This is a genomic window from Streptomyces griseorubiginosus (assembly GCF_017614965.1).
GTDB classification, from domain to species: Bacteria; Actinomycetota; Actinomycetes; order Streptomycetales; family Streptomycetaceae; genus Streptomyces; species Streptomyces griseorubiginosus_B.
The window spans coordinates 44,768-57,828 of sequence record NZ_WVUG01000018.1 but is presented as its reverse complement, the minus strand read 5'-3'; the positions used below and the strand labels follow the sequence as shown (position 1 = coordinate 57,828).

The following is a 13,061-nucleotide window of genomic DNA, read 5'->3' as shown; positions in this document are numbered from 1 at the left end:
GCGCAGGCAGCGGCGGGCGGCCGGGGTACGGGACAGGGGTGCGGCGAAGAGGGCCACGGCGACGGCGACGGCGGAGAGCAGCGGAGAGAGGAACGCCATCGCCGGCGCCAGCGGGCCGAACAGGCGAGTGGAGGGCTGCAAGCTCAGGCCCGCACAGCCGACGGCCAGCACCATCAGGCGCACGGCCAGCTCCGCCAGCCAGTTGGCCAGGGCTCGCTCCGGGGTGATGCCCCGCTCCAGCCAGAGCCGCAGCCGGTCGAAGGACCAGGCCGTCGCCCAGCCCATCAGGGGGCGGAAGAGGAGGCGGTCGGCGGTGGTGCCCAGGCGGCCCCAGCGCGGGCGGTAGTCGTAGCCCGTGAGGAAGCGGACGCCGTCGCCGTCGGGGACGTAGCGCCAGTAGCCGCTGCCCTCGGCGAGGAGGGAGAGGGGATGCGGCGAGGAGAAGCGGAGGGCGGAGGTGCGGGTGCCGTCCGGGCGTTCGCGCTCGCCGGCCGAGACCCCGGTTCCGGCGACCGTGAGGAACGGCCCTACGCGCGTGGCGTACCGGAAGCGCTGTGGCTCGCCCTCTCCACGGGGGAGGTACGTGATCTCGGTGAAGCGGAGGTCCCAGCGCTGGTGCTGGGCGGGGTCCTGTGTGCGGGTCCAGAGGTCGTCCAGGTCGGCGCGGATACGTGCCTCTATGTAGAGGCCGGTGTGGCCCATGTGATCCCCCAGGTCAGCAAGGAGTTTGAGCGAGTGCTCAAACTGCTTGGGGGTGAATGTAGCGGGTTTTGAGCGATCGCTCAAAGGGGGGCAAGAGAAAACCCCGGCGCGGCGGCCGGGGTTGGGGGGTGGTGCGGCTCAGCGGGAGAGGTGTCGTTCCACCGTTTCGACTTTGGAGGTGAGGCCGTCCGTCACGCCGGGGCGGATGTCCGCCTTGAGGACCAGGGAGACGCGCGGTGCTCTCTCTTCAACGGCGGCGACCGCGCGTTTGACGACGTCCATGACCTCGTCCCACTCGCCCTCGATCGAGGTGAACATCGCGTCGGTGCGGTTGGGGAGGCCGGATTCGCGGACGATCCGGACGGCGTCGGCCACGTACTCCCCCACGTCCTCGCCGACGCCGAGCGGCGTCACGGAGAAGGCGACGATCATGCGTTCACGATCCCCTCGTTGCGGGCGCGGGAGGCGATCACCGCGTCCTCGGCTGCCCGCTTCAGCTTGCGCTCGGCGAAGAAGCCGCCGGTCGGCAGGACCGAGAGGACGAAGTAGAGGGCGCCGGTCTTCAGCGGCCACTTGGTGCGGTTCCAGGCGTCGGCCCAGAAGACCACGTACAGGATGAACAGGACGCCGTGGACCATGCCCATGACCGGCACCGCGTTGAAGTCCGTGGTCCGCTTCAGCACCGAGCAGACCAGCAGGAGCAGGAAGGACACGGCCTCGGGGGCCGAGACGAGCCGCAGGCGGCGGATGGCGGTGGCGGTCTTGAGGTCCACGGGTCACCTTCGGTGGGAGACAGGTCGCTCTTTGTGAACGGAAGCACAAGCGTTGGCCCATTGTGACAAACGCTCCCCCTAGGGGTGCGCTCAGGGTCCCTCTCCACCCGTGGGATCTGTTCCGTCCACCCGCCGTGCGGCTACCTTCGCAGCGTGGCGATGTTCCGACTTCAAGGAAGCAAGGTGCTCGCCGTCGACATGACCGGGGACGCCGTGAAGGCGAAGAACGGCTCGATGGTCGCGTACGACGGGCAGATGGCCTTCAAGAAGCTGAGTGGTGGGGGTGAGGGGCTGCGCGGCATGGTGACGCGGCGGCTCACCGGTGAGCAGATGACCGTGATGGAGGTGCGGGGGCAGGGGACCTGCTGGTTCGCCGACCGGGCTTCGGAGATCAACCTCGTCAGCCTCCAGGGGGACAAGCTGTTCGTGGAGTCGAGCAATCTGCTGGCGACCGACGCCGGGCTGAGGACGGGGACCACCTTCACGGGGCTGCGGGGCGCCTCGCAGGGCAACGGGCTGTTCACGACGACCGTCGAGGGGCACGGACAGGCGGCGATCATGTCGGACGGGCCGGCCGTGGTGCTGCGGGTGAGCGCGCAGTACCCGCTGATCGTCGATCCGGGGGCCTACATCGCCCATCAGGGGAATCTGCGGCAGTCGTTCCAGTCCGGTGTGACGTTCCGCACCTTTTTCGGGGAAGGCGGCGGCGAGGCCTTCCAGATCAGGTTCGAGGGGGACGGGCTGGTGTACGTGCAGCCGAGTGAGCGGAACACGATCGCGGGGGATGTGTGACGTGGCCTTCCGTGAGATCAACTCCAAGATGATCGAGGCCACGGTGGTGCCGGGGCAGCGGCTGTTCAGTCAGCGCGGCGCGATGCTCGCCTACAAGGGCGACGTGTCCTTCACGCCCAACATCCAGGGCGGGCAGGGCGGGGTCATGTCGATGATCGGGCGGCGGATCGCCAATGAGGCGACCCCCCTGATGAGCGTCGAGGGCAGCGGCACGGTGATGTTCGGGCACGGCGGCCACCATGTGCAGGTCATCAACCTCACCGGGGACACGCTGTACGTGGAGGCGGACCGGCTGCTGGCCTTCGAGGGCACGCTGCGGCAGGGCACGATGTTCATGGGCTCGCAGGGCGGGGTCATGGGCATGGTGCGGGGCCAGGTCACCGGCCAGGGGCTGTTCACGACCACCCTGCAGGGCGTCGGCTCGGTCGCGGTGATGGCCCACGGCGGTGTCTTCGAGGTGCCGATCACCCCGGGGCGTGCCGTGCATGTCGACCCGCAGGCCTACGTCGCCCACCACGGCGACGTCCGCAACAAGCTGTCGACCGCCCTGGGCTGGCGCGACATGGTGGGCCGGGGCTCCGGCGAGGCCTTCCAGCTGGAGCTCAGCGGCAACGGCGTGGTCTACGTCCAGGCCTCGGAGGAGAAGCTGTGAGCATGTACGGGGCTCCGGGCGGCGGCCCGACGGTCTACGACCCGATGACACTGCCGGTCGACGACAACGTCAACAAGTACACCTTCTGCGTGGAGCTCAAGGGGAGCCAGTGGTTCCTGCAGAAGGGGAAGATGATCGCCTACTACGGGCAGATGGAGTTCAACGGCGTCGGACACGGCCGGCTCGACCGACTTGTCCGTACGTCCTTCCATTCGCCTCTGCACGCGAGCGACTGGGTGGTGGCGGAGGGCTCGGGCAAGATGCTCCTCGCCGACCGGGCCTTCGACGTCAATTCCTACGACCTGGACGACGGCAACCTGACCATTCGCTCGGGCAACCTCCTCGCTTTTCAGCCAAGTCTCGCGCTCAAGCAGTCGATCGTCCCGGGTTTTCTCACGCTCATCGGAACCGGAAAGTTCGTGGCGGCATCTAACGGTCCGGTGGTGTTCATGGAACCCCCGATCCGGGTGGACCCTCAGGCGCTCGTCGGGTGGGCCGACTGCCCGTCGCCGTGCCATCACTACGACCATGGCTACATGACGGGCGTCATGGGCGGTCTACGTGCGATGACGGGCCTCGGCGGGGCCTCCGGGGAGGAGCACCAGTTCGAGTTCGTCGGGGCGGGCACGGTCCTGCTCCAGTCGTCCGAGACCCTGATGGCCGAGCAGGCCACGGGAGCGGTTCCGCACGAGCCGGGGGTACCCGGTGGCGGCGGGGGCTTCACAGGCCCCTCACAGCAAGCGGGCGCACCGCGCCTTCCCGGACAGCTGGGTGACCTCCAGCGTCGCTTCGGGCTGTGAGCGGTAGTCTGCGGAGTGTGACGTCGAACGCGTGCACGGCGCCACACAACCCTCACTAGTTCGCCTTTCAACATTTTAGGTAGACTTCATTCATGGAGACCGAGACGGCCACGCGCTGGCTGACCGATGCGGAGCAGTGCGCCTGGCGCACCCACCTGGAGGTCAACAGGCTGTTGACGTACCAGCTCGAGAGGGACCTTCAGCCCTTCGGACTGACGATGAACGACTACGAGATCCTGGTGAACCTCTCCGAGTCGGAGGACGTACGGATGCGGATGAGCGACCTCGCGTCCGCCACCCTCCAGTCCAAGAGCCGCCTCTCCCACCAGATCACCCGTATGGAGAACGCGAACCTGGTCCGGCGCGAGAACTGCGAGTCCGACCGGCGCGGCCTCTACGCGGTGCTGACCGAGCACGGCATGGAGACGATGCAGAAGGTGGCGCCCCATCATGTGGCGTCCGTCCGGCGCCACTTCATCGACCTGCTGTCCCCCGAGGCCCTGTCGGAGCTCGACAAGGCCCTGAAGCCCATCGCGGAACACCTGCGCGGGCAGCGGGGGCGCCCCTGACCGACGGGACGCACGGCAGGCGGAACCCGGTGCGGGGTTCCGCCTGCCGGCGTCTCGCGGCCCATGGCCGCGGGGCGTCATGCGGCGGACGTGCGCTCCTCCTCGGCGTTGCGCTGTGGCAGCGTGCCGGGCGTGCCCCTCCGGGGCCGGGCGGCGCGCCTCGACGTGACCAGCAGCGCCGCCGCGCCGGCCGCCGGAGCGACGGGACGCACGGCGAGCGGAATCCGTGCGGGTTTCCGCCCGCCGGCGTCTCGCGGGGCGTCATACGGAGGACGTGCTCTCCTCCGCGTCCCACTGCGGCAGCGTGCCGGGCGTGCCCCTCCGGGTCCGCACGGCGCCCCTCGACGTGACCAGGGCGGTCAGCAGCGCCGCCGCGCCGGCCGCCGCGAAGCACAGGGCCGTCGGCAGGGCGCCCACCAGGAGCCCGGCGGCGGCCGCACCGGCCGTACTGCCCGCGTTGACACCGGTGTTGACCCAGGCGCCGGCCCGCACCCGCGCCTCGGGGGCGGCCGCCTCGTCGGCGACGAGATAGGCGGTGGTCAGCGCGGGCGCGACGAAGGACCCGGAGACCGCGAGCGCGGCGGCGAGCGTGCCGAGACCGTCCGCGAACCCGGCCCCGAGCAGCGCCAGCCCCAGCCCGGCGGCGGTGAACGGCAACCGCACCCGCGCCGGGACGCGCCATGCCACGGCCCCGTTGAGCAGCCCCCCGACGGCACTCCCGCCCGACAGCCCGGCCAGCGTCCAGGCCACGGCGTCGTCCCCCTGACCACGCTGCTCGGCGAAGGCGACGACCACCAGATCCACCACCCCGAGAGCGAGCCCCACACCGACGGCCGCGACGACGGGCTGGAGGATCCCGCGCAGGACGGAACGCCTCTTCGTGGGCCGACCGTCTTCCTCGGGTGATGCGCTCGCCCCGTCGACTGCGGCTTTTTCGGCGGGCCCCTGCGCCCGTACCGCCGGTGAGGTCACGAAGCCTGCCGTCCCCGCCAGCATCAGGGCGGTTCCGACGGCGATCGCGGTCGCCGGTGCGGTCGTGCCCACTAGCAGACCCACCAGCAAGGGGCCCGAGACGAAGAGGAGTTCCTCGGCGACCCCGTCGAGGCTGTAGGCGAGCTGGAGCAGTGTCCGGTCCGGGGTGAGGCGGGTCCACACCGCGCGCATGGTCGGGCCCAGGGGCGGGGTGCAGGCGCCCGCCGCGGCGGTCACGGCGCCGAGGGCGAGGGCAGGGACGCCGGGGCGCCAGACCAGCACGGTCAGGAGCCCCAGGAGCGACGCGTAGACGGCCGTCATGGGCACCAGCGCACCGCGGGGGCCGTGCCGGTCGATCAGGGCCGCCCTCGCGGGCGACAGGAAGACGCTGGTGCCGCTGAAGAGCGCCATGACGGTGCCGGCCACCGCGTAGGACCCGGTGGCCCGGGTCACGGCGAGCATCACGGACAGGGGCACGACGCCGTACGACAGCCGGCCGAGCAGGGCGAAGGCGAAGGTGCGGCGGGCATACGGGACACGGAGGACGACGGCGTACGACGGCCGCCGCCCGACGGGCGTACAAGACACGGGAGTTCCTCGACTCGACGAGGCGGAAAGGGGACGCCTGATCGCCGCGCGGACCGTGCTTCACGGTCGGCGCGGGCCGGGGCGGGCCCTATGCCAAGAGGAGGAACATGCGGGCAACCTAACAGCGCGGGGTGCTGGTCGCCATGGGATTTCGAGCCCGGGTCAGCTCTCCGTCAGACCCGCCACCAACTCGTCCGCGGCGCGGTAGGGATCCAGTTCCCCGCCGACGATCCGTTCCGCCAGCGCGCTCAGCCTGCGGTCGCCGTGCAGGTCGCCGATGCGTTCGCGCAAGGCGGTCACGGCGATGGTCTCCACCTCGCGGGCCGCACGGGCCAGCCGGCGCTCGGCCAGCACACCCCGCTCCTCCATCCAGGCGCGGTGCTTCTCCAGCGCCTCCACGACCTCGTCGACGCCCTCCGCGCGGGCGGCGACCGTCTTGACGATCGGCGGGCGCCAGTCGCCCGGACCACGGGACTCGCCGAGGCCCAGCATGTGGTTCAGCTCGCGGGCGGTGGCGTCGGCGCCGTCGCGGTCGGCCTTGTTGACGACGTACACGTCACCGATCTCCAGGATCCCGGCCTTCGCCGCCTGGATGCCGTCGCCCATGCCGGGGGCCAGCAGCACCACCGACGTGTCCGCCTGGGAGGCGATCTCGACCTCCGACTGGCCCACGCCGACCGTCTCGACGAGGATCACGTCGCAGCCCGCAGCGTCCAGCACGCGGATCGCCTGCGGGGCGGCCCAGGCGAGGCCGCCGAGATGGCCGCGGGTGGCCATGGAACGGATGTAGACGCCGGGATCGGAGGCGTGCTCCGACATCCGGACGCGGTCGCCCAGCAGGGCGCCGCCGGAGAACGGGGACGACGGGTCGACGGCCAGGACGCCGACCCGCCTGCCCTGCTTGCGGTACGCGGTGACGAGCGCGGACGTGGAGGTCGACTTGCCCACGCCGGGCGAGCCGGTCAGACCGACCACGTACGCGTTGCCCGTCAGCGGGGCCAGGGTCTCCATGACCTCCCGCAGCTGCGGGGACGCCCCCTCCACCAGGGAGATCAGCCGGGCCACGGCACGCGGCCGGCCCTCCCTCGCCTGGGCGACGAGTGTGGAGACGTCCTGCATCACAGCTCCGTTCAGAGAGGTACGTACGGCGGGTGCGTACGAAGGAGGGTCTCAGGCCTTGGGTACCCGGACGATCAGGGCGTCACCCTGACCGCCGCCGCCGCACAGCGCGGCCGCGCCGACACCGCCGCCCCGGCGCTTGAGCTCCAGGGCCAGGTGCAGGACGAGCCGGGCGCCGGACATGCCGATGGGGTGGCCCAGGGCGATCGCCCCGCCGTTGACGTTCACCTTTTCCGTGGACACGCCGAGGTCCTTCATTGACTGGACCGCGACGGCCGCGAAGGCCTCGTTGATCTCGATGAGGTCCAGGTCCTCGACCTCCAGGCCCTCCTTCTTCAGGGCGTGCAGGATCGCGTTGGACGGCTGCGACTGCAGGCTGTTGTCGGGACCCGCGACATTGCCGTGGGCGCCGATCTCGGCGATCCACGCCAGGCCCAGCTCCTGGGCCTTGGCCTTGCTCATCACGACCACGGCCGCCGCACCGTCCGAGATCTGCGAGGAGGTGCCGGCGGTGATCGTGCCGTCCTTGGTGAACGCCGGGCGCAGCTTGCCCAGGGACTCCACGGTGGTGTCGGCGCGGATGCCCTCGTCCTTGCTGAAGACGACCGGCTCGCCCTTGCGCTGCGGGATCTCGATGGGGGTGATCTCGGCCTCGAAGACGCCGTTCTTCTGGGCGGCGGCGGCGCGCTGGTGGGACAGCGCGGCGATCTCGTCCTGCTCGGGGCGCTGGATGCCGAGGCGGGTGTTGTGCTTCTCGGTCGACTGGCCCATCGGGATGTTCTCCCAGGGGTCGGTCAGTCCGTCGTACGCCATGGCGTCGAGCATCTCGATCGCGCCGTACTTGAAGCCCTCGCGGGACTTCGGCAGCAGGTGCGGGGCGTTGGTCATGGACTCCTGGCCGCCCGCGACGATCACGTCGAACTCGCCGGCGCGGATCAGCTGGTCGGCGAGCGCGATGGCGTCGAGGCCGGACAGACACACCTTGTTGACGGTGAGCGCCGGGACGTTCATCGGGATGCCCGCCTTCACGGCGGCCTGGCGTGCCGGGATCTGCCCCGCCCCGGCCTGGAGCACCTGGCCCATGATGACGTACTGCACCTGGTCGCCACCGATCCCCGCACGGTCGAGGGCGGCCTTGATCGCGAAGCCGCCGAGGTCGGCTCCGGAGAAGGACTTCAGCGAGCCCAGCAAGCGCCCCATGGGCGTACGGGCGCCCGCGACGATCACCGAGGTCGTGCTGTTCGATCCAGACATGAGCTGCGATCCCCTTACCGGCTGCACTGCCGAGGAGTGAACGAGGGTTTACTTCAAAGGTACTGAGTGGCACTCCGTGCCGTCATCGGGCCGTCGGTGTGATCGCGCGCACGTTGCGTAACCATCCGAACCGCGCTGCACTGACAAACATGCTGACGCGAATCGACCACATCGGGATCGCCTGCTTCGACCTCGACAAGACCGTCGAGTTCTACCGGGCCACATACGGCTTCGAGGTGTTCCACTCCGAGGTCAACGAGGAGCAGGGCGTCCGCGAGGCCATGCTCAAGATCAACGAGACCTCCGACGGCGGCGCCTCCTACCTGCAGCTTCTCGAGCCGACGCGGCCGGACTCGACCGTCGCGAAGTGGCTCGACAAGAACGGCGAGGGTGTCCACCACATCGCCTTCGGCACCGCGGACGTGGACGCGGACGCCGCCGACATCAAGGACAAGGGCGTCCGGGTGCTGTACGAAGAGCCGCGACGCGGCTCCATGGGGTCACGGATCACGTTCCTGCACCCCAAGGATTGCCATGGCGTACTGACAGAACTGGTCACTTCGGCGCCTGTTGAGTCACCTGAGCACTGACCCTCGTACATAGGGGCCGGTAGGGTTGGGGGCGGTCGCTCCCCAAGCGAGGGGTGGCCGGGTCCTTCCGTCAGGACGGGAGGGCCGCGCCGGGGTCCGGGTTTCGGGGGGCGAGCGTCGGGCAGCAGCCCATGCTCCGCCGTTGATCTGACACCATTCCCCGGGGGCCCCGTTCGGCGGAGGACGGAGCTCGTATGGGCAGACCTGCGACCAGGGGACGGATGGGACCGCGCAGTGCGGGGCTACGAACGCCAGGAGCGAGAGCCGGCGGCTGACGTCGACCACCTCTCTCGGTTCGAGGCCGAGATGGATCGGCTGAAGACCGAGCGGGAGAAGGCGATCCAGCACGCCGAGGACCTCGGCTACCAGGTCGAGGTGCTGCGCGCCAAGCTGCACGAGGCGCGCCGCACCATCATGTCCCGCCCCGACTTCGGCGGCGGCGACCTCGGCTACCAGGCCGAGCAGTTGCTGCGCAACGCCCAGATCCAGGCCGACCAGCTGCGCCAGGACGCCGAGCGCGAGCTGAGCCAGGCGAGGGCGCAGACCCAGCGCATCCTGCAGGAGCACGCCGAGCAGGCCGCGCGGCTGCAGGCGGAGCTGCACCAGGAGGCGGTCACCCGCCGTCAGCAGCTGGACCAGGAGCTCGCGGAGCGCCGGCAGACCGTCGAGTCGCACGTCAACGAGAACGTGGCGTGGGCGGAGCAGCTGCGCGCCCGTACGGAGGCGCAGGCGCGCCGGCTGCTGGAGGAGTCCCGTGCCGAGGCCGAGCAGGCCATGGCGGCCGCCCGCGCGGAGGCCGAGCGGCTGACCCGGGAGGCCCGCGAGCGGCTGCAGACCGACGCGGAGGCGGCCCGCGCGGAGGCCGAGCAGATCCTGCGCCGGGCCCGCACCGACGCCGAGCGGCTGCTCAACGCCGCCTCCACGCAGGCCCAGGAGGCCACCGACCACGCCGAGCAGTTGCGCTCGTCGACCGCCACCGAGTCCGACAGCGCCCGCCGTCAGGCACAGGAGCTGAGCCGGGCCGCCGAACAGCGCATGGCGGAGGCCGAGGAGGCGCTGCGCAAGGCGCAGGCCGAGGCCGACAAGCTGGTCACCGAGGCCACCGCACAGGCCGAGAAGGCCCTCGCGAGCGCCGAGTCGGCCAACGAGCAGCGCACGCGCACGGCGAAGGAGCAGGTCGCCCGGCTGGTCAGCGAGGCCACCAAGGAGGCGGAGGCCACCAAGGCGGACGCCGAGCAGGCCGTCGCGGACGCCCGCGCCGAGGCCGAGCGGATCGTCGCCGAGGCCGCCGAGAAGGCCCGCACGATCACCGCCGAGGAGAGCGCGACCCAGCTGTCCAAGGCGGCCAAGACGGCCGAGGACGTCCTCAACAGGGCGCAGGAGGATGCGCGGAACACCACCAAGGCGGCCGCCGAGGAGGCCGAGCGGATCCGTTCCGAGGCGGAGGCCGAGGCGGACCGGCTGCGCGCCGAGGCGCACGACCTGGCCGAGCAGCTCAAGGGCGCCGCCAAGGACGACACCAAGGAGTACCGCGCCAAGACGGTGGAGCTGCAGGAGGAGGCCCGTCGGCTGCGCGGCGAGGCCGAGCAGCTGCGCGCCGATGCGGTCGCGGAGGGCGAGAAGATCCGCGCGGAGGCCCGCAAGGAGGCCGTGGCGCAGATCGAGGAGGCGGCCAAGACCGCCGAGGAGCTGCTGTCGAAGGCCCGGCAGGACGCGGACGAGCTGCGTCAGAAGGCCACCACGGACAGCGAGAAGGTCCGTACGGAGGCCATCGAGCGGGCGACCACGCTGCGCCGGCAGGCCGAGGAGACCCTGCAGCGCACCCGCCAGGAGGCCGAGCGGCACCGCGAGGAGGTCGTCGAGCAGGCCGAGGGCATCAAGGCCGAGGCCGAGCGGGCCGCGCTGGAGCTGCGCGAGGAGACCGAGCGGGCGATAGAGGCCCGCCGGGCGGAGGCCGCCGACGAGCTGACGCGGCTGCACACGGAGGCCGAGGAGCGCCTCGCCGCCGCCGAGCAGGCGCTGACCGACGCCCGCGAGGAGGCGTCCCGGATCCGCCGGGAGACCGCCGAGGAGACGGAGCGGCTGCGCGCCGAGGCCGCCGAGCGCATCCGGACGCTGCAGCAGCAGGCCGAGGCGGAGGCCGAACGCCTGCGGGACGAGGCCGCGTCGGACGCGTCCGCCTCGCGTGCCGAGGGCGAGGCCATCGCCGTACGGCTGCGTTCGGAGGCGGCGGCCGAGGCGGAGCGGCTGAAGTCGGAGGCGCAGGACGCGGCCGACCGGATGCGGGCCGAGGCGCTGGCCGCGGCCGAGCGGCTGGGCGCGGAGGCCTCGGAGACGCTGGCCGCCGCGCAGGAGGAGGCCAACCGGCGCCGGCGTGAGGCCGAGGACACCCTCGGTGCCGCGCGGGCCGAGGCCGACCAGGAGCGCGAGCGGGCCCGCGAGCAGAGCGAGGAGCTGCTGGCCTCCGCCCGCAACCGGGTCGAGGAGGCGCAGGCCGAGGCGGTCCGGCTGGTCGAGGAGGCCGACCGGCGCGCGAACGAGATGGTGTCGGCGGCCGAGCAGCACGCCCAGCAGGTACGGGACTCGGTGGCCGGGCTGCACGAGCAGGCCCAGGAGGAGATCACCGGGCTGCGCAGCGCCGCCGAGCACGCGGCCGACCGCACCCGCCGCGAGGCGCAGGAGGAGGCGGACCGGGTCCGCGCCGACGCGTACGCCGAGCGGGAGCGGGCCAGCGAGGACGCGGGCCGCATCCGGCGCGAGGCGGCCGAGGAGACGGACGCCGCGAAGGCGCTGGCCGAGCGGACCGTCGGCGAGGCGATCGCGGAGGCGGAGCGGCTGCGCTCGGAGACGGCGGAGCACGCACAGCGGGTGCGTACGGAGGCTTCCGACGCCCTCGCCGAGGCCGAGCAGGCGGCCGCGCGCACCCGGGCGGATGCCCGGGAGGACGCCAACCGCATCCGCTCGGACGCGGCGACGCAGGCCGACACCCTGATCACCGAGGCCCGCAACGAGGCCGAGCGGCTCACCACGGAGACGATCCGGGACACCGACCGGCTGCGCAACGACACGGTCGCGGAGGCCGAGCGGGTGCGGGCCGAGGCGGTCGCCCAGGCGGAGAACCTGCTCGCGGACGCCACCGGGGAAGCGGAGCGGCTGCGCGCCGAGGCCGCGGAGACGGTCGGCGCGGCCCAGCGGCACGCCGAGCGGATCCGCGGCGAGTCCGAGCGGGTCAGGTCCGAGGCGGCTGCGGAGGCCGAACGGCTGGTCAACTCCGCGCGCGAGGAGGCCGAGCGGACGCTCGACGAGGTGCGCAGGGAGGCGAACAAGCGGCGCCAGGACGTGGCCGAGCAGGTCGACACGCTCATCACGGAGACCACGGCCGAGGCGGACAAGCTGCTGACGGAGGCACAGCAGCAGGCCCACAAGACCACCGCCGACGCGGAGGCGCAGGCCGACTCGATGGTGGGCGCTGCCCGCACGGAGGCCGACCGGCTGGTCTCCGAGGCGACGGTCGAGGGCAACTCGCTGGTGGAGCAGGCCCGTACGGACGCGGACGAGCTGCTGGTCGGCGCGCGTCGGGACGCCACCCAGATCCGCGAGCGTGCGGAGGAGCTGCGCGACCGCATCACGGGTGAGATCGAGGCGCTGCACGAGCGGGCCCGTCGCGAGGCCGCAGAGACCATGAAGTCGACCGGCGACCGCTGCGACGCGCTCATCAAGGCCGCCGAGGAGCAGCTGGCCAAGGCGCAGGCGAAGGCCAAGGAGCTGGTGTCGGAGGCCAACTCCGAGGCGGGCAAGGTCCGTATCGCCGCGGTGAAGAAGGCCGAGGGCCTTCTGAAGGAGGCCGAGCAGAAGAAGGCGGCGCTCGTGCGGGAGGCCGAGGAGCTGAAGGCCGAGGCGATCCGCGAGGCCAAGGCCACGGTCGAGGAGGGCAAGCGCGAGCTGGAGATCCTGGTGCGCCGGCGCGAGGACATCAACGCCGAGATCTCCCGGGTCCAGGACGTGCTGGAGGCCTTGGAGTCCTTCGAGGCTCCCGCCGGGGGCAAGGACGGTGGCGTCAAGGCGGGAGCGGCGGTCGGCGCCCCTCGTTCGGGTAAGCCGTCGGACGGCTAGTCGGACAGCTGACCGACAGCAATTCGGGTGCGGTCTGGGGCCTTTGACCAAGTTTTTGGCAAGCCGTCCCGGGGTTAGCCACTCAAAAGGGGTGTCATTCTCCAGATCAAACACGTATCCGCTCGATGACACACCGC

At 71.7% G+C, this 13,061-nt stretch carries 13 protein-coding genes; 6 read left to right on the top strand and 7 right to left on the bottom strand.

The annotated features are described in order from the left end of the window. From GRC12_RS06005 to GRC12_RS05995, 3 genes are all read right to left on the bottom strand, one after another. Window positions 1–702: hypothetical protein (locus GRC12_RS06005; protein ID WP_208778017.1), on the bottom strand; the 702-nt coding region annotated here is incomplete at its 3' end. Window positions 703–840: 138 nt separating this feature from the next. After that, on the bottom strand, window positions 841–1,134 hold the full coding sequence (locus GRC12_RS06000; protein WP_133044706.1) for an MTH1187 family thiamine-binding protein: 294 nt from the start codon (window positions 1,132–1,134) through the stop codon (window positions 841–843). Next, a complete protein-coding gene (locus GRC12_RS05995; RefSeq protein WP_208778016.1) occupies window positions 1,131–1,475 on the bottom strand; it encodes a DUF3817 domain-containing protein in 345 nt (114 codons plus the stop codon). The genes GRC12_RS06000 and GRC12_RS05995 overlap by 4 nt, the downstream gene beginning before the upstream one ends. A 159-nt stretch (window positions 1,476–1,634) precedes the next feature. Here GRC12_RS05995 and GRC12_RS05990 point away from each other — a divergent pair, with 159 nt between their 5' ends. The 4 genes from GRC12_RS05990 to GRC12_RS05975 all read left to right on the top strand — a co-directional run bounded on the left by GRC12_RS05990 (window position 1,635) and on the right by GRC12_RS05975 (window position 4,288). Next, entirely contained in the window at window positions 1,635–2,267 is a 633-nt protein-coding gene (locus GRC12_RS05990; RefSeq protein ID WP_133044763.1) for an AIM24 family protein, read from the top strand. A gap of 1 nt (window position 2,268) precedes the next feature. Then, window positions 2,269–2,919, top strand: coding sequence for an AIM24 family protein (locus GRC12_RS05985; protein ID WP_133044761.1), 651 nt, complete (start codon window positions 2,269–2,271; stop codon window positions 2,917–2,919). Between the two features lie 2 nt (window positions 2,920–2,921). Continuing rightward, window positions 2,922–3,719, top strand: a complete 798-nt coding sequence (locus GRC12_RS05980; protein ID WP_133044762.1) for an AIM24 family protein — start codon at window positions 2,922–2,924, stop codon at window positions 3,717–3,719. A gap of 92 nt (window positions 3,720–3,811) precedes the next feature. Beyond that, window positions 3,812–4,288, top strand: a complete 477-nt coding sequence (locus GRC12_RS05975; protein ID WP_133044704.1) for a MarR family winged helix-turn-helix transcriptional regulator — start codon at window positions 3,812–3,814, stop codon at window positions 4,286–4,288. A gap of 77 nt (window positions 4,289–4,365) precedes the next feature. On the opposite strand, the gene GRC12_RS46345 is transcribed toward GRC12_RS05975, so the two are convergent. The 4 genes from GRC12_RS46345 to GRC12_RS05960 all read right to left on the bottom strand — a co-directional run bounded on the left by GRC12_RS46345 (window position 4,366) and on the right by GRC12_RS05960 (window position 8,221). After that, window positions 4,366–4,500, bottom strand: coding sequence for a hypothetical protein (locus tag GRC12_RS46345; protein WP_280117426.1), 135 nt, complete (start codon window positions 4,498–4,500; stop codon window positions 4,366–4,368). A gap of 49 nt (window positions 4,501–4,549) precedes the next feature. Continuing rightward, window positions 4,550–5,848 (bottom strand): MFS transporter, encoded by a 1,299-nt coding sequence (locus tag GRC12_RS05970; protein WP_208778015.1) that lies wholly within the window; start codon window positions 5,846–5,848, stop codon window positions 4,550–4,552. 162 nt (window positions 5,849–6,010) lie between these two features. Beyond that, complete coding sequence (gene meaB, locus GRC12_RS05965) at window positions 6,011–6,967, bottom strand: methylmalonyl Co-A mutase-associated GTPase MeaB (protein WP_208778014.1); 957 nt, start codon at window positions 6,965–6,967, stop codon at window positions 6,011–6,013. A 51-nt stretch (window positions 6,968–7,018) separates the two neighbouring features. Continuing rightward, a complete protein-coding gene (locus GRC12_RS05960) occupies window positions 7,019–8,221 on the bottom strand; it encodes an acetyl-CoA C-acetyltransferase (RefSeq protein WP_208778013.1) in 1,203 nt (400 codons plus the stop codon). A 149-nt stretch (window positions 8,222–8,370) separates the two neighbouring features. Between GRC12_RS05960 and mce the strand changes: the two genes are divergently transcribed. Together mce and scy are read left to right on the top strand one after the other, a co-directional pair. Next, entirely contained in the window at window positions 8,371–8,811 is a 441-nt protein-coding gene (gene mce, locus GRC12_RS05955) for a methylmalonyl-CoA epimerase (protein WP_059192301.1), read from the top strand. Between the two features lie 234 nt (window positions 8,812–9,045). Then, window positions 9,046–12,924, top strand: coding sequence for a polarized growth protein Scy (gene scy, locus GRC12_RS05950; RefSeq protein ID WP_208778012.1), 3,879 nt, complete (start codon window positions 9,046–9,048; stop codon window positions 12,922–12,924). Window positions 12,925–13,061: the final 137 nt, after the last annotated feature.